At 37.0% G+C, this 17,237-nt stretch carries 12 protein-coding genes; 7 read left to right on the top strand and 5 right to left on the bottom strand.

Annotation, left to right across the window (positions count from 1 at the left end):
• Positions 1 to 96: 96 nt before the first annotated feature.
• Entirely contained in the window at positions 97 to 1,095 is a 999-nt protein-coding gene (gene ccpA / locus MKY04_RS15380; protein WP_126294079.1) for a catabolite control protein A, read from the top strand.
• Positions 1,096 to 1,250: 155 nt separating this feature from the next.
• Here ccpA and MKY04_RS15375 read toward each other — a convergent pair whose 3' ends face one another.
• Complete coding sequence (locus tag MKY04_RS15375; RefSeq protein ID WP_346235867.1) at positions 1,251 to 2,609, bottom strand: IS1182 family transposase; 1,359 nt, start codon at positions 2,607 to 2,609, stop codon at positions 1,251 to 1,253.
• Between the two features lie 556 nt (positions 2,610 to 3,165).
• Between MKY04_RS15375 and MKY04_RS15370 the strand changes: the two genes are divergently transcribed.
• Positions 3,166 to 4,734 (top strand): IS1182 family transposase, encoded by a 1,569-nt coding sequence (locus MKY04_RS15370; RefSeq protein ID WP_346234597.1) that lies wholly within the window; start codon positions 3,166 to 3,168, stop codon positions 4,732 to 4,734.
• Positions 4,735 to 4,840: 106 nt separating this feature from the next.
• On the opposite strand, the gene MKY04_RS15365 is transcribed toward MKY04_RS15370, so the two are convergent.
• From MKY04_RS15365 to MKY04_RS15355, 3 genes are read right to left on the bottom strand one after another with little or no spacing between them, the layout of a single operon-like run.
• Positions 4,841 to 6,001 carry an acetoin utilization protein AcuC gene (locus MKY04_RS15365; protein ID WP_126295431.1) on the bottom strand — a complete coding sequence of 387 codons (1,161 nt, stop codon included), beginning with the start codon at positions 5,999 to 6,001 and terminating at the stop codon, positions 4,841 to 4,843.
• Complete coding sequence (locus MKY04_RS15360; RefSeq protein WP_126295430.1) at positions 5,998 to 6,645, bottom strand: CBS and ACT domain-containing protein; 648 nt, start codon at positions 6,643 to 6,645, stop codon at positions 5,998 to 6,000. The genes MKY04_RS15365 and MKY04_RS15360 overlap by 4 nt, the downstream gene beginning before the upstream one ends.
• A 27-nt stretch (positions 6,646 to 6,672) precedes the next feature.
• Complete coding sequence (locus MKY04_RS15355) at positions 6,673 to 7,305, bottom strand: GNAT family N-acetyltransferase (protein ID WP_126295429.1); 633 nt, start codon at positions 7,303 to 7,305, stop codon at positions 6,673 to 6,675.
• 292 nt (positions 7,306 to 7,597) lie between these two features.
• On the opposite strand from MKY04_RS15355, the gene acsA reads away from it, so the two are divergent.
• From acsA to MKY04_RS15330, 5 genes are all read left to right on the top strand, one after another.
• The gene (acsA, locus tag MKY04_RS15350) at positions 7,598 to 9,325 is read left to right on the top strand and encodes an acetate--CoA ligase (RefSeq protein WP_410798942.1); all 1,728 of its coding nucleotides are present in this window, start codon (positions 7,598 to 7,600) and stop codon (positions 9,323 to 9,325) included.
• Between the two features lie 393 nt (positions 9,326 to 9,718).
• Positions 9,719 to 10,753, top strand: coding sequence for an N-acetyl-gamma-glutamyl-phosphate reductase (gene argC / locus MKY04_RS15345; RefSeq protein ID WP_185807784.1), 1,035 nt, complete (start codon positions 9,719 to 9,721; stop codon positions 10,751 to 10,753).
• Between the two features lie 11 nt (positions 10,754 to 10,764).
• A complete protein-coding gene (argJ, locus tag MKY04_RS15340; protein WP_126295427.1) occupies positions 10,765 to 11,991 on the top strand; it encodes a bifunctional glutamate N-acetyltransferase/amino-acid acetyltransferase ArgJ in 1,227 nt (408 codons plus the stop codon).
• Positions 11,954 to 12,721, top strand: coding sequence for an acetylglutamate kinase (argB, locus tag MKY04_RS15335; RefSeq protein ID WP_126295426.1), 768 nt, complete (start codon positions 11,954 to 11,956; stop codon positions 12,719 to 12,721). The genes argJ and argB overlap by 38 nt, the downstream gene beginning before the upstream one ends.
• A 112-nt stretch (positions 12,722 to 12,833) precedes the next feature.
• Positions 12,834 to 13,964, top strand: coding sequence for an acetylornithine transaminase (locus MKY04_RS15330; protein ID WP_126295433.1), 1,131 nt, complete (start codon positions 12,834 to 12,836; stop codon positions 13,962 to 13,964).
• A 40-nt stretch (positions 13,965 to 14,004) separates the two neighbouring features.
• On the opposite strand, the gene MKY04_RS15325 is transcribed toward MKY04_RS15330, so the two are convergent.
• A complete protein-coding gene (locus tag MKY04_RS15325; protein ID WP_126295432.1) occupies positions 14,005 to 16,905 on the bottom strand; it encodes a transglycosylase domain-containing protein in 2,901 nt (966 codons plus the stop codon).
• Positions 16,906 to 17,237 lie beyond the last annotated feature (332 nt).

The following is a 17,237-nucleotide window of genomic DNA, read 5'->3' as shown; positions in this document are numbered from 1 at the left end:
TTTTCATGTTTGTTAAATCTAAGCTTTGTGTTGAAAATGAAAAGGGAAGTGTCGTATGATTAAACATAACAATAGAAATAAAAGGAGGCGTATCCTTTGACTGTAACGATTTATGATGTTGCACGTGAAGCGAATGTTTCAATGGCGACTGTATCACGTGTAGTTAACGGAAACCAAAACGTAAAACCAGCTACGAGGAAAAAAGTACTTGAGGTTATTGAGCGCTTAGAATATCGACCAAATGCCGTAGCTCGTGGCTTAGCTAGCAAAAAAACAACAACAGTAGGCGTTATCATTCCTGATATTTCTAATAATATTTATGCCGAAGCAGCTCGCGGCATAGAAGATATTGCGACTATGTATCGGTATAATATTATTTTAGCGAACTCAGACCAAAATGAAGAAAAAGAATTATCCCTTCTCGATACGATGCTTGGTAAACAAGTTGATGGGATTGTGATGATGAGTGATGCCGTTACACCTAAATTGCGTCAGTCGATGGAACATTCTCCTGTACCAATTGTACTTGCAGGTTCTGTTGATGAGTTAGATCAATTTGCTTCAGTTAATATAGATTATTTCCAAGCGTCATATGAGGCAGTACAAATGTTAATCACTAATGGTCATAAACGGATTGCGTTTGTATCAGGTCCTCTACAAAATACAATTAACTCAAAGTTTAAGCTGGAAGGCTATAAAAAAGCACTTGAAGACGCAAATATTTCAACTGATGAGAACTTAATCGTTTCAGATGAAGGAACTTATGATAGTGGGGTTGAAGCATGGGAAACGTTGAGTGCTCTTGATGAACCGCCTACTGCATTTTTTGCTGGAAGTGATGAGTTGGCAATTGGGATAATTCATGGAGCACAGGATAATGGAAAAAATGTCCCGGAAGAAATCGAAGTGATTAGCTTTGAGAACTCGAAGCTTGCTCGTATGGTGCGTCCTCAATTAACAAGTGTTGTATTTCCTTTATATGATATTGGAGCAGTTGCTATGCGTCTACTTACGAAAATTATGAATAAAGAAACGATAGAAAATCAATCTGTTATTATTCCACACCGTATTGAAAAACGAAAATCGGTGAAATAATTGGTAAGATGCCGTTCTATTTCAGAACGGCATCTCAGGTTGTTGACAAAAGACCTTCAGAATGGGCTTATTCTGAAGGTCTTTTGTAATTTTAATAGATTATTGGGTATTTAACCGACTTATTTGGGGTAAAAACACTCTTCGAGTATTATATTTTAGGCCATTTCTGAAGCTTGCCACGTCCAATTAGCAAGCTTTTTTAAATTCATGGCAGCAAAAGTAAGCATCGCCTGCATAGACAATTTTTTAATTCCACGTAGGGTTGTCCATCGCATACCATGCTTTTCTTTTGCATCTGCAAAGACACGTTCAATCGTTTCTTTACGTCTAGCATATATTTGTTTGATATCACTTTGATGACGAAGATGATCCGCTTCCTCTACATGATGTGCCCAAATATGACGTTCAATGATTTTTCTGTGATCCTTACTACTTGTACATTGAGTAAGTAAAGGACAGTTTACACACTGAGTAGGGTTTGATTTATATTGGCGTTTCCCATCTTTAGTCGTTGTCGTATATTTAAGGACTTGCCCTTCCGGGCAAAGATAGCAATCATAATACTCATCATAGACATATTCATGTTTGCGTAAAAATCCATCCTTTGTTTTTGGTCGTGTATAAGGAAGTGCTGGTTGAATATCATGTTCAAATAAGAATTTAGTAATCGCAGGTGTTTTATAAGCAGCATCGGCAGCAACAGCAAGTGGCTTTTTCACTTTTTCCATTACCTTTTCAACAAGTGGTTGAAGCATATGACTATCATGAACATTACCAGGTGTCACAATTGATCCGAGTATAAATCCATAGCGGTCAGCTGCCGCATGAAATGAGTAAGCAAACTGCTTAGTTCGTTCATCTTTTACATAGTAGCCACTTTCAGGGTCTGTCGTACTTTCTTTAATTTCCTTTATCTCTTCTTTTTCAAATTTATCTGGTGGGAATGGTTTCTTCCCATGATCAATCCGATCTTGATTCAATTCTTCTTGAAGTTTAGCTTCATATGCCCGAGTCTCTTTACGTACCATCTTCTTCTCGAATTTACGTTTATTCGCACTCGCTTTAACATGCGTTGAATCGATGAAAACATGGTCAGCACTTAGTAATCCTTTATCAGCAATTTCTTTAAGTATTCGATAGAAAATCTGTTCAAAGATATCTGTGTCTTGAAAACGACGTTCATAGTTTTTACCGAAGGTTGAAAAGTGTGGTACTTCTGAATGGAAGCCAAATCCTAAAAACCATCGATACGCCATATTCGTTTCGATTTCTTTTATTGTTTGACGCATTGAACGGATTCCAAATACATATTGAACAAATGTCATTTTGATTAATACGACTGGGTCAACACTCGGGCGACCTAATTTAGAATACAGCGGTTCTACTAGTGGATAGATGAAAGAATAATCAATGGCTGATTCAAGCTTTCTAACAAGATGGTCTTTTGGTACAAGTTCTTCAATCGTAATCATCTCAATTTGATCGCGTTCATTTATTTGATTTTTCGACATCATTTCCATTCACCTCAACGTATATTTAGAAGTAGTTGATTGTAGTGTAGGCGGCGACTCCTGCGGGAAAAGCGTGACGGCCGATACCCCGCAGGAGCGTAGCGACGAGGAGGATTGGCCCACGCCCGCGGAAAGCGTCCGCCGAAACGGAAATCAACTAACTTATTCAAAAAGGGTTATTAATTTTATTTTAAAAGAAAAAAGACTGTTGACAAACGCTTTCATCCTACGTTACTTGTCTCGCTCGTCCGCTCATGAAGGCAACTTCTATTCGCGTCTTCACTCGCCTTCGTGCCTTGGCTGGCAAGCGTTTTCAAGACAGTCTGGATATTCTTTACTTTTTAAGAATTACCTAAAAATACGTGTAGACAAAGTCGATTTTCGACTTTGTCTACACTCTGAGATGAGGCTGGGACAAAACCCGTCTCTGATGAAAAAGCCGGTGAAATTTTACGATAAGTAAAATTTCACCGGCTTTGATTATTTTAAATAAAAAATAAGGACCACTTCTGATAAAATTAAGTCACCACAACAAAATTATACAGAAAGAAGGATCCTTATGTTTAAAAATTATAACATGAATCAAATCGTTTTGCCTTTAGAATTAGAAGTAAAATTACAAAAAAATGATATTGCTTACCACGTGCATCATTTAGTGGAAAGTATTCCTCCAGAAGCATTTGAACCATTTCTCCGAAATGAGGGATGTCCTGCCTATCATCCACGCATGATGCTTAAAATTATCTTATGTGCCTACACACAATCTGTCTTCTCAGGACGCAAAATTGAAGCGTTATTAAAAGATAGTATTCGGATGATGTGGTTAGCTCAAGGGTATGAACCAAGCTACCGTACAATCAATCGTTTTCGTGTCCATCCAAAAGTAAAAGAATTGATTCGCCAATGTTTCGTCCAATTCCGGTGCCAATTGATTGAAGAAAAACTAATCCATCAAGAAGCCATTTTTATCGATGGTACAAAGATTGAAGCGAACGCAAATAAATTTACGTTTGTATGGAAGAAATCGATTGAGAAATATCATCAAAGTTTAATTGAAAAGTCCAACCAGCTATACAATGAATTACTTGAGAAAGAAATTATCCCTGAAATCGAACGTGAAAGCGATGAACAGTTATCATTAAAAGAACTCGCTCATTTGGTTCAACAAGTTGACGATATCGTAACCGAGTATGATAAGGAAATTGAGGCTTCATCAGATGTCCAAAAACGAAAAATTTTAAGAAGTGCACGCAAATATCCGAAACAAGTGCGTAATCAGTTGATTGATTTTGTCTTACGAAAGCAGAAATACCAACAAGACTTTGAAACTTTTGGCGCACGTAATAGCTATTCTAAAACAGATCGCGATGCGACATTTATGCGAATGAAAGATGATTATATGCAAAACGGGCAATTGAAAGCTGGTTATAATATACAAATCGCGACAGAGGGACAATACGCTTTAGCCTATAGTTTATTTTCAAATCCAACAGATACACGTACGTTAATTCCATTTCTAGATGAAATTGAGCAACATTATTTCGAACTACCGAAATACATTGTCGCAGATGCAGGGTATGGTAGTGAACAAAATTATCATGATATCCTTTCGAACAGAAAACGAGAAGCACTAATTACGTATAACATGTATTTGAAGGAACAAAAGAAAAAGTACAAACAGAACAAATTTAATCCCGACAACTGGGAATATGATGAAGAAACAGATACATATACATGCCCTAATCAGAAACGTCTTGAATTTCAATATGATTCTATCCGTAATGACCGTACAGGCTTCCAACGGAAGTTCAAAATCTACGAATGCGAAGACTGTTCTGGATGCCCATTCCGTTCATTGTGTACAAAAGCAAAAGAAGGCAACAATCGAAAATTAATAGTAAATGAAAAATGGGAACAACAAAAAGAATATGTAAGAATGAAGCTTTCAGAAGAGAAAACGAGTGCCATCTACCGAAAACGCAAAATCGATGTGGAGCCAGTTTTTGGATTCTTGAAGGCTAATTTGCGTTTCACTCGATTTTCTGTGCGAGGAAAATCGAAGGTTGAAAATGAAATGGGTCTTGCGTTAATGGCCGTGAATTTAAGAAAATTCACGGCCATTAACTAAGGGAACAGAAGAACTAATGTGAAAAAAGAGAGAAAGGTGAATTTGAGGGAACTCAAATTCACCTTTCTCTTTATTTGAAGCTAGTTATGTCCCAGCCCCATCTTTTCTATTTCTTTTCATTACGAATAATATGTAAAGCTTTTGTTAACATCTGTGCATTTTTCTCTTCAATCTCTGCTTTGCGTGGAATCGGTTCATATAACGGATTTGGATCCTCCCATGTTGGGATTAATGGAACTGGCGACTCAGTTTGCCATTTATTAAGCCACTTTTTAGGTAGGGGTCCAGTCGGCAATGGGAGATCATTCATTTCAGTCCAAATAAATGACCAAGCCCGAGGAACAACACGCCAAATATCATAGCCCCCACCACCAACTGCAATCCATTTTCCATCACAATACTCATGAGCAAGCTTATGAGCAAGTTTAGGTATTTCTTGATAGATTTTCATCGTTCCATATAAATGTGTCAGCGGATCAAAATAATGTGCGTCAGCTCCGTTTTGTGTAAAAACAACATCCGGTTTGAAATATTCAAACACTTCACGCAATGCTTGTTCATAAATCATTAAAAAACTTTCATCCTCTGTAAAAGCATCGATAGGGAAATTAAATGATGTACCATAACCTTGTCCGTTTCCTCGTTCTGTTACATTTCCTGTACCGGGGAATAAATAACGGCCCGTTTCATGAATAGACAGGGTACAAACATTCGGATCATCGTAGAAAGTCCATTGCACACCATCTCCATGATGAGCATCCGTATCTACATATAAAACACGAGCATTGTATTTTTCCTGCATATACCGGATGGCAACACTGCTATCATTATAAATACAAAACCCAGAAGCGCGACCATGGAAACCGTGGTGAAGCCCCCCTCCTAAATTTAGAGCGTGTCGGCTTTTTCCCTGCATTACATAATCAACTGCTTGCAATGTGCCTCCAACTAATAGTGCACTTGCTTCATGCATATTAGTGAATATTGGTGTATCTTCTGTTCCAATTCCGTAATTCTCGCATTGTTGAGGAGTAAGGAGTCCATGGCCTGCTTTTTTTACAATATCAATATATTTCATATCATGGGCAAGAGCAATTTCTTCATCTGTTGCAATACGTGCTGGGACGATATCATGATCTGATAAAGCATTTATATTTTTTAGTAGATCAATTGTTAATAGTAGTCTTTTATGATTGAATGGGTGTGATTCTGAAAATTTATATCCGAGCTGTTCGGGTGAATAGATAAATACGGCATTTTTTTTCATTGCTGAACACCCGGTAAGTGCGGCCAAAGTACTTCAAAGCCTTCATTACGCAAGTCATTAATAATGGACAGCGGATTTAAAATTTGTGCTCGGATACTTATTATTCTACTATTTTCTTTATCAGAATCTGGATAAACTAATACACTTAAAACATTAACTTTATGCTGTTTAAATGTTGTGAAAATATTCGACATAGCACCAGGCTTGTCTGTAGCACGAATATCAATCTTTGAAGAGGGCTTATGGGCGCCTGTAAGCTCAATATACGTATAAAGCAAATCGGTTGTTGTTACAATGCCAACCAGTTGTCCTCCAGAAACGATTGGCAAACAGCTTATTTTTGATTCATAAAAAGTAAGTGCAACCTCTTCGATAAAATCTAGTGGATGTCCAACAATAGGATCTTTAACCATGATTTCCTCTAAAGGTGTTTGATAATCGGGTAAAGTTGAATTTTCATTTAAATTTGAAGGTAGGACATTTTTGATATCGTGTTCGGTAATGAGTCCAACAACTTTATTTTTTTCATCGACGATTGGCAGATGGCGAATTTTTTTTTCCCGCATTATTTGAACTGCATCTTTTATTGTATTTGAAGGTAAAAGAGAGTAAATGTCCCTATTCATAATTTCTTCTACAATCATATTCTTTACTCCTTTACTGTTGGATTGTTAATACATAAATCGATTTCTAAATCGAAGTCGATCAAATCTCTCCAATGTATCGTTTTGAACTCGTTTTCCTACACGAGCCATTAAACAGTTTGCGGGATGTGAAGTAATTTCTGGATCATCTGTTGCATAGTAGGTGAAACCGACAACTTCCATCAGTCGCTCCATCATTTTCCGGTACTCCCATACATTTAGTCCAGTTCCTTTTAAGTCCCAATGCCAGTAATATTCAGTTGTAATGACTAAATAGTCTTCCATTTCATCTCCCATAAAGGAAACCTGAAGCAATTTTTTCCCAACTCCACAGCCACGGTAAGATGGGATTACCTCAATTGCACCGAGTTCGATCATATTGTCAATTTTATCTTCCGACCATCTTTCTAGTGGGTCAGGATATAAATAGGTAACATAGCCAACGACGATATGTTGATTTCTTATAATGATAATACGTCCTTCTTCAAGTTTCGCAATTTCTATCAATGCTTTATGCTGCTGCACAGGTGGCCTAAATGCTACTAAATCATCATGAAAAATATAATTTTCTAATTGTTCGGGAGGTACTGGACCTTCAATAATTACTTTGCCATGCCTCGTCTCCATTTCTTCACTATAAAAAGTTTTAATATGTTTCATTTTAATACTCTCCAACGAATTTAATAATTCCATTATATGATAAAATATGCGTAAAATCGCTCTTTTCTTCGAAAAATTCAATAATTGTTAAAAGATTAAAAATATTTAACTCAAAATGTTTTTGATATTGTAAAATAAGTGTATCTTTTAACTATTAGCCTATTTTGTGTGTATTGGGGGCTAATAGTTTTGCCTCACATAATCAGGGGATATTCTAGCAAATTTTTGATATTTGCTTAAATTTAGCGTTATGTGCAAAGAGGCGTATTTGATTTAGAAAGGGGTAATTTTTATGGGGATGAAAATTACAGAGAGATTAGCTGTTGTTAATGGGGAACATCATTTAAAGGATTATGATGAAACAGTAGCGTCGTTTGATTGGAAAGAAACAGAGAAGACATTCAGCTGGCATTCAACGGGGAAATTGAATGCTGCCTATGAAGCAATCGATCGACATGCTGAAACTTACCGGAAAAATAAAGTAGCGCTTTATTTTGATGATGGTATTCGAAAAGAAACGTATTCTTTTAATGAAATGAAGCATCTAACAAACAAAGCTGCGAATGTATTTAAACAGTATTCCAGTTTAGTAAAAGGTGATCGATTATTTATTTTTATGCCGCGTTCACCTGAATTATATTTTTCTTTGTTAGGTGCAATTAAAATGGGCGTTATTGTAGGTCCATTATTCGAGGCCTTTATGGAGGGCGCGGTATATGATCGGCTTTTGGATAGTGAAGCGAAAGCGATTGTTACTGTACCAAGTTTATTAAATCGAATTCCGATTGATAAGCTGCCACATTTAGAGACTATCTTCATAGTAGGAGATAATGTTGAAGAGAATGATAAATTTGTTGATTTCAATAGTAAATTAAAAGAAGCCTCGCGTAAATTTGATATTGAGTGGGTTGATAGAGAAGATGGCATGCTGCTGCATTATACATCAGGCTCTACAGGCGCTCCTAAAGGAGTTTTGCATGTTCACAATGCAATGCTCCAACAATATCAAACTGCTAGATGGGTGCTGGATTTAAATGATGAAGATATATATTGGTGTACTGCAGATCCGGGTTGGATAACAGGAACTGCGTATGGGGTGTTTGGACCATGGTTAAATGGAGCAACGAACCTTATAGTGGGCGGTCGTTTTAGTCCACAAGCATGGTATGGAGCAATTGAGAATTACGGTGTAACGGTATGGTATAGTGCACCTACCGCATTCCGTATGCTTATGGGTGCAGGATCTAGTATTTTACAACAATATGATTTGTCATCACTTAGACATGTATTATCGGTTGGGGAACCGTTGAATCCAGAAGTTATCCGTTGGGGAATGGATGAACTTGGACATCGTATTCATGATACGTGGTGGATGACAGAGACTGGCGCTCATATGATTTGCAACTATCCTTCAATGGATATTAAACCAGGCTCAATGGGGAAACCAATCCCGGGTGTTTATGCAACGATTGTTGATGACGAAGGAAATGAAGTGCCTCCGTTTACAATGGGTAATTTAGCGATTCGTAAAGGTTGGCCATCAATGATGCGACAAATTTGGGGGAACCCAGGACGTTACGAATCATACTTCCTAAAAGGGGAGTGGTATGTTTCAGGAGATTCAGCTTACATGGATGATGATGGTTATTTTTGGTTCCAAGGACGTGTCGATGATGTCATTATGACTTCAGGTGAACGAGTTGGTCCATTTGAAGTAGAGAGTAAGCTTCTAGAGCATCCGGACGTAGTAGAAGCAGGTGTGATTGGAAAACCGGATCCGGTTCGCGGGGAAATTATTAAGGCCTTTATCGCTTTGCGTGAAGGTGTAGCACCAAGTGAAGAGCTTGCAGAACAAATTCGTAATTTCGTTAAGACAGGTTTATCTGCACATGCTGCTCCTCGAGAAATCGAGTTTAAAGATAAACTCCCAAAAACAAGAAGCGGCAAAATTATGCGTCGTGTATTAAAAGCGTGGGAACTAAATCTCCCAACTGGTGATTTATCAACAATGGAAGATTAAGGTGATTTGATACCGTTTAATTCTAGATTAATAAAACTCTTTATATAAAATTAATATTTATACAAGGATCTGCTCATTTTAATTAATAAGAAATGAGCAGATTTTTTATTTTTATCTATAACTTGTTGATTGGAGTTGAAAGCGGCGAGTGCATCTATTCGTGTTGACGTGCTTGCCTCGTCAAAAAATGCTTCTATTTCTATGTTTTTGAAGGAAATGCATTAGGAATAGAAATCTACCATTTGAAAGCATAGGTAATAAATTTATTCATTTTTCCATTTCAAAAAGCTTCTTACTTTTATAATTAGAAAATTAAAATATATATAAAAATACAGTTGACTAAATAATTATGCAGAATTATACTAACTGTATCTTGTTTCAGGGGTGAGCGAAGTGAAAGTTGGAATTATAGGAGCAACTGGTTATGGGGGATTAGAATTAATACGTTTTTTACACAATCATTCAGAGGTTGAAAGTATTGAATTATTTACATCATCGGATGCAGGGGCAATCTTCTCATCAAAATTCGGACATTTAGTTGCAATTCAAGATCAACCATTGCAGGAAATTGAAATTGACAAACTATCCAAATTTGATGTTGTTTTCACAAGTACTCCGTCCGGGGTTACAAGTTCATTATTGCCTCCGTTAGTTGGGGTTGGACCTAAATTAATAGATTTATCAGGTGATTATCGACTAAAAGATATTAGGTCATATGAAAAATGGTACAAAAAAACTGCTGCACCAGAACACATTGTAAGTGAAAGTGTCTACGGTTTAACAGAATGGAATGCACAACGTATTAAAGAGTCGAATTTGATTGCTAATCCTGGTTGCTACCCAACAGCGGTTTTACTTTCGATATTACCTTTGATAAAAGACCGGCTAATTGATTCACAAAATTTAATCATTGATGCTAAAAGCGGCGTTTCTGGCGCCGGCAATAAACCATCACAACTAACACATTTTAGTGAGATGAATGAGAACTTTTCAATTTATAAAATTAATGAGCATCAACATATTCCTGAAATTGAACAGGCAATTGAAATGTTTGCTGATGTACAAACAACGATTTCTTTCAACACACATTTAGTCCCAATGACACGTGGTATTTTGGCAACTACTTATGCACCTATATTATCAGGCGTTACCAACAAACAACTGAATGATTGTTTAATAGAATCCTATAAAAATCATCCATTTGTTCGAGTTGTTCAAGATGTGTCTTCACTTGGAACAAATCGTGTCAAAGGCTCTAATTACTGTGATATTTTCGTTAAATTAGATGACAGAACAAATAGGGCAACTATTGTAGGCGTAATAGACAATTTAGTAAAAGGGGCAGCAGGGCAAGCAATCCAAAATATGAACGTACAATTTAACTTACCTGAAACGCTTGGTCTGGATGTAATTCCGTTATTTATTTAAGGGGGAGAAAAATGTCAAATTCAGTATATGAAGTAAGAAAACTATCAAGTAAAAATATTGTGTCACCAAAGGGATATTCTGCAGCAGGAATTCACTGTGGCATTAAGCACAAGAAAAAGGATTTAGCAATATTAATGAGTGAAGTACCAGCAAGCGTAGCAGGAGTATTCACAACGAATGCCGTGCAAGCTGCACCTTTAAAAGTAACAAAAGAAGTCGTATACAATGTAGGGAAAATGCAAGCCTTAATTGTAAATTCCGGTAATGCAAATGCTTGTACAGGAAAACAGGGTGTTCTAGATGCCTATGAGATGCAAAAGTTAGCTGCTGATAAATTCGGAATTGAACCTTCTTTAGTAGGTGTAGCTTCTACAGGAGTTATTGGTGAAATTATGAAAATGGAACCAATCCGCACGGGGGTACAAAAATTAGAATTAGGAAGCACATTAGAGCACGGGATTGATTTTGCTCAAGCAATTTTAACAACAGATACGGTAATGAAAAATACGACATATAGCACGATAATTGATGGCCAAGAAGTCGTGATTTCTGGAACAGCAAAAGGTTCTGGAATGATTGAACCAAACATGGCAACAATGCTTGGATTTATTACAACAGATGCCAACATTGATTCAGCTGAATTACAAAAGGCATTATCTGAGATCACAGATTGTACATTTAATTCAATTACTGTAGATGGTGATACATCTACAAATGATTGTGTCATAGTTATGGCAAATGGTTTAGCTGGAAATAATCCACTTACTCCGAGCCATCCTGACTGGAGCAATTTTTACAGTACTTTACAAACAGTTGCTGAAGATCTTGCAAAAGCAATTGCGAGAGATGGAGAAGGTGCAACAAAATTAATTGAGGTTGAAGTAGATGGAGCAATTTCAGATGAAGAGGCACGAAAAATTGCTAAGACTGTTGTAGGATCTCCATTAGTAAAAACTGCTGTATTTGGCAATGATGCCAACTGGGGGCGAATTATTGCTGCTGTTGGATATAGTGGGGCAAAGATTGACCCTGATAAGATTTCGATTAAGATCGGTCCTGCATTAATGGTTGAGAACGGAGAGCCTGTTCCATTTTCCGAAGATGAATTAATTACTATCTTAAAGGCAAATGAAGTGAAAATATTCGTGTCGTTGGGTCAGGGTGAAGGGCATGGTTTTGCATGGGGGTGTGATTTAACTTATGACTACGTTCAAATCAACGCATCCTACCGCTCGTAAAAAAATTGTCATTAAATTAGGTGGAAGTACTTTAGAAGGCTTAACTAAAGCCTTCTATTCTAATTTTAAAGATTTGCAGCAAAAAGGCTTTGATATCATCATTACACATGGCGGCGGACCAGCCATTAATAAAGAGCTTGAAAAACAGCATATATCATCAACTGTCTTAAATGGCATAAGAGTTACTAGCGAAGAAGCAATTGAAGTAGTTAAGACTACTTTAATTGGCAAAGTTAATCCGGGACTAGTAAGTGAACTAAATCAAGCAGGAATAAAAGCAATTGGACTAAATGGTTTTGACGGACTTTTACTAGAAAGTGAGTTTTTAGATTTAAATACTTATGGCTTTGTAGGGAAAGTAAAAAACGTAAATACTCAATTAATTGAAACATTATGTGATAACGGAATTGTTCCAGTTATTGCGTGTGTTGGTGCAACAACTGATGGGCAAGCGTTAAATATTAATGGAGATACAGTTGCGAGTGAAGTAGCTTTAGCATTAAATGCAGCTAGTTTATTACTTGTAACGGATGTTTCAGGTATTCGTATAGAAGGGGAATACCAAAAAGAAGCTACACCGAGTTTAATTGATCAATGGATACAAGAAGGCTATATTTATGGCGGTATGATTCCAAAGGTGCAAGGTGCACTTCAAGTAATGAACTCAGGGCTCTCTTCCGTTCAAATTGTAGATGAACGTTTAATAGGAACGGCTATTTTATCTGAATAAGATTTGTACGCTGAAACATCTCTGCTGATGAACTTACTTACAGTGGAGTAATGAGTTTAAGACGGTTGATTAGTCGTAAAAGAAGATAATGATATGTAAAGGAGCAAGTCAAATGGGTGCACTTTTTAATAACTACTCAAGAAGATCAATTAGTATTGTAGAAGGAAATGGAACCGTAGTAAAAGATAGTGATGGAAAACGTTATCTAGATTTTACTAGCGGTATTGCTGTTTGCTGCTTAGGTCATGCGCATCCTGCATTAGTGAAAGCTATAAAGGAACAAAGCGAAAAAATTTGGCATACTAGTAATCTATTCGATAGTCCCGGCCAAGTTAGTCTAGCAGAAAGCTTAGTAAAAGATAATCATTTTTCACATGCTTTTTTCTGCAACAGTGGTGCAGAGGCAAATGAAGCAGCCATTAAGTTGGCGCGCAAACATACAGGGAAACATCATATTATCACTTTCGAACAGTCATTCCATGGTCGTACGTTTGGTGCGATGTCAGCTACCGGCCAAGAAAAAATTCAAAAGGGATTTGGACCACTAGTTGAGAAGTTTACAGTTTTACCTTTTAATGATGTGGAAGCTTTAAAAGGTGCAGTAGATGATTCTGTTGCTGCCATCATGCTTGAAATTGTTCAAGGGGAAGGTGGAGTAAACGCTGTTACAGATGACTTTGCAAATGCTATTAAAGAAATCTGTGAAACTAGTAATATTTTATTAATAGTAGATGAGGTTCAAACAGGTATTGGGCGTACAGGTACTCGTTTTGCGTTTGAACAAACTACATTAAAGCCTGATATCGTATCTATGGCAAAGGGATTAGGTGGAGGTTTCCCAATTGCAGGTATTTTAGGAACTGCAGAATTGTATGACACATTCGGTCCAGGCACACATGGTACAACATTCGGTGGAAATCCATTAGGTGTGGCAGTTGCACAAACAGTAATCGATATTGTTTTCCAGCAATCTTTTTTAGATGAAGTTAAGGAAAAATCTGCGTACTTAGTGCAGAAATTACAGGAGGGATTACCACCAGAGCTTTTTACTGTTCGAGGAAAAGGGTTAATGCTAGGTATTGATTGTGGCAAAGAGGTGGGATCGCTCGTAGCAAAAGCAGAAGAAGCAGGATTATTACTGGTGGCAGCAGGTCCAAATGTGCTGCGCCTACTTCCTCCGCTAACTGTTAGCAAAGCAGAAATTGATGAAGCAGTGAAGATATTGAAAACTTTTTTACTTTAATTAAAGGAAAGAGCAGTCTCACATCGTGAGACTGCTCTTTTTAAATATCTTGATTTCCGTCAGTAGATGGGGGGTGCTGTTGGTTATTTTCATTATTGCTGTTGCCATTACCATTACCATTGCCGTTTCCGTTATTTTGACCATTCTCGTTTCCGTTAGAGCCGTTTTGATTTTGATTTTCTTCATTGGTAGAATCATTGTTATTATTATTGTTATTGTTGTCATTTCCACTATTGACTGGTATTTCAGTATCAGGTGGCGGTGAAGCAGTAGTTGATACTGTATTGGAATGCGCAGATTCCTTACCAGTAATATCGACAGCAACAACAACATATGTTCCGCCCTGCTGAATTGTTATTCTACGGCCTTCACCGTCTCTTAATGTGGCAAAGTGTTTTCGGCTGCCATCAGCAACGTTATAAACCCGATATCCAATTACATCATTAGAACTAGATTTTGACCAGACTAAAGTATTTCCTTGTAAAGATGCACTTACTGCGGCTGGTGCATTATTATCTGCATTAAACCTTGCAGATGAGACGACTTTGCCGCTTCTTGAAGGCAATAATTTAGAAGGGTCTCCCCCCAATCTTCCTAGCATTCTTTTTGCAAATTCTGAGTTTAAACCAACTCCACCTGCGCTAATAAACTCACTAGGGGTAGAGTCAAGTGCCCGATATGCTCTTCCATCAATCATTACAGCGGATGATGAAATGAAAATATCTTCAGAACCAGATGGTAAAAATACATTTCGATTAAATAAATCTGATCGAACAAACCCAGCATTTGAACATGATGTGGAAGGAGCGAGGCCTGAGATTCCGCAAAATGATGCATATACGACATTTTCTGGCTTTTCAAATGTTTCGTTTGTTTTTACAACTTCAGGATTTACATCATATAAACTATTCATTAAATTTGCCCAAAGCATATTTACACGTGCACTTGGCTGGTAGTACGTATTATTAAATTGAGATAGTGATCTAGGTTGATCATATCCCATCCAAACTCCTAATGTAACGTTTGGATTATAGCCTACTAACCAAACATCTTTGAAATCCTGTGTTGTCCCGGTTTTAGCTGCAAAGTCTGCTGAGAATTTCAACATACTATTGGCTCTTGTTGCAGTTCCATAGTCTAAAACATCTCTTAACATATCCGTAACCATATACGCAGTTTCTTCAGAAAATACTTGCACAGGTTCAGCTTTATGCTCATAAATTACATTACCATCTAAATCTACTATTTTTTCTATCATATAGGCATCTATAAATTGCCCACCATTTGCAAAAGTGGTAAAAGCATTTGTATTTTCTTCGACAGTTGTTCCATTCGTTAAACCGCCAATACTAGTAGCAAGATTGACATAATCGCCTTCTGTTAATTTTGTAAAGCCCATTTTTTCTAAAAATGTTGCAGGTCGTCTCTCTAAAATAGAATCGTAAAGTCTTAATGCTGGCAAGTTTTGTGAGTATGCTAATGCTTCACGAGCAGGAATAATTCCTCTTTCTTCATTTTCGTTGTAGTTTGAAGGGCTATATCCATCAAAGCTTCGAGTAAACTTAACATCTACAACAGGACTTCCGGCACCGATAATGCCGTACTCAATAGCAGGTGCATATGCTAATAATGGCTTCATAGTTGAACCATTTGGGCGATATGCTTGGGTAGCATGGTTAATCTGCTCAATGTTGAAATCTCTTCCGCCTACAAAGCTTAAAATTTTACCTGTTTTATTTTCGATTACGATGCTGCCGAGCTGAACAGGCATTTGGATTTCTATTTCTTCATTTGTTTCTGGATCGATCTCAGTTTTTGTAAATGTTTGCCCGTAATATTTGAAATTTTTTGCTGCTTCTTGCATTGAGTCGTACATTTCCTTATCGATTGTTGAATAAATTCGATAACCGCCAGATCGAACGTTGCGATCAGCTAAAATCATATATTTTTCTTTTAAATTTTCTTCTTCTGCTAAACGTTCAGGGTCGATTCCATCTTTTTCCGCTAAAATTTCCGCCATTATTTCTTTAGCTCTGTTTTCCAGCTCATAAGTAAGCCATGGATAATTATCTGCTGCTTGTGTTTCTGGCTCACGGAAATCCTTTGTAATATCATAGTTTATTGCTTGCTCATATTGTGTTTCTGTTATGTAACCTACTTCAAGCATACGACTTAGTACTACTTTCATTCGATCGATTCCTGGCTTCAGCCCCTCGGCATCCTTTAATTCACCAGTATTCGTAAAAGGTGTATGTGCATATGGAGCTTGAGGAATTCCAGCTATATAAGCGGCTTGTGGTAAATTTAAATCCAAGGCAGAGACACCAAATATTCCTTGTGCAGCAGTTTCAACACCCGCAATATTTTTTCCAGATGCATTACGGCCGTATGGGATAATGTTTAAATATGCTTCTAGTATCTCTTCCTTTGACATAAAATTCTCTAATCGCAAGGCAAGTAATATTTCTCGAGCCTTTCTTTCATAGGAAATTTCATTAGTCAAAATTTGGTTTTTAATTAATTGCTGTGTTAAGGTCGAGCCACCAGTTTGAGTAGAGGAGTTAGTAATATCTTGAAGAAGTCCTCTTAGAACAGCTTTTGGAACAATTCCATTATGTTCACGGAAATATTCATCTTCCGTGGCTAGTACAGCGTTTACTAGCATGGGGGAAACTTTGCCTATAGACGTTTCACGGCGTTCTAAATCAGTGCGAAGCTTTCCGATGTATATATTATTAGCAAAATATATTTCACTTGTTTCTTCATAACTATAAATCTGTTCTCTCATTTCTTCCTTTGTAAGAAGAGGATCATCCTTGACCAGTGATGCAAAATAACCTGCACCAATTGCCCCAACAAATACAAAACCTGTAAGGATAAAAATTAAAAAAATAAGCGTCAAATTCCATATGACACTACCAGTAATTCGTATTTTACTCATTTTTCTTGAAGAGGCTAAGTTTTCTATTTTATCATTAAGTTGTTTAGTTCGCTCTTTTAGTTTATCAATCCAAACTTTCACTAAGTACACCCCCTAAAATCTCGTTTATTATAGCATATTTCCATATTGTAAGAATATAGTTATTGACAATGAAATTAGAATGGGTAGAATTATCAGTATAGTTTTTCAAGTGAGGATAAGTTTGAAGTAGTGTTTTCATTCACTGTATTAGAGAGCTAGCGTTTGGTGAAAGCTAGACATAATGTAAACATGAATTACGTTCTTGGAGCTTGAACGTCCCCGTCGCGATAGACGTTTAATGAGTGGAAGTA

Origin of the sequence: Lysinibacillus telephonicus (assembly GCF_039654155.1) — a bacterium.
Taxonomy (GTDB): domain Bacteria; phylum Bacillota; class Bacilli; order Bacillales_A; family Planococcaceae; genus Ureibacillus; species Ureibacillus telephonicus.
Note: the sequence above shows the minus strand (reverse complement) of the source record. Positions and strands in the feature narration are given on the sequence as shown.

Excerpts from the sequence above, each read along its gene's own strand:
- MKY04_RS15375 (WP_346235867.1), bottom strand. The coding sequence starts at position 2,609 with ATGATGTCGAAAAATCAAATAAATGAACGCGATCAAATTGAGATGATT.
- MKY04_RS15370 (WP_346234597.1), top strand. The coding sequence starts at position 3,166 with ATGTTTAAAAATTATAACATGAATCAAATCGTTTTGCCTTTAGAATTA.
- MKY04_RS15365 (WP_126295431.1), bottom strand. The coding sequence starts at position 6,001 with ATGAAAAAAAATGCCGTATTTATCTATTCACCCGAACAGCTCGGATAT.
- MKY04_RS15360 (WP_126295430.1), bottom strand. The coding sequence starts at position 6,645 with ATGATTGTAGAAGAAATTATGAATAGGGACATTTACTCTCTTTTACCT.
- MKY04_RS15355 (WP_126295429.1), bottom strand. The coding sequence starts at position 7,305 with ATGAAACATATTAAAACTTTTTATAGTGAAGAAATGGAGACGAGGCAT.
- acsA (WP_410798942.1), top strand. The coding sequence starts at position 7,598 with ATGGGGATGAAAATTACAGAGAGATTAGCTGTTGTTAATGGGGAACAT.
- argJ (WP_126295427.1), top strand. The coding sequence starts at position 10,765 with ATGTCAAATTCAGTATATGAAGTAAGAAAACTATCAAGTAAAAATATT.
- argB (WP_126295426.1), top strand. The coding sequence starts at position 11,954 with ATGACTACGTTCAAATCAACGCATCCTACCGCTCGTAAAAAAATTGTC.
- MKY04_RS15330 (WP_126295433.1), top strand. The coding sequence starts at position 12,834 with ATGGGTGCACTTTTTAATAACTACTCAAGAAGATCAATTAGTATTGTA.
- MKY04_RS15325 (WP_126295432.1), bottom strand. The coding sequence starts at position 16,905 with ATGAGTAAAATACGAATTACTGGTAGTGTCATATGGAATTTGACGCTT.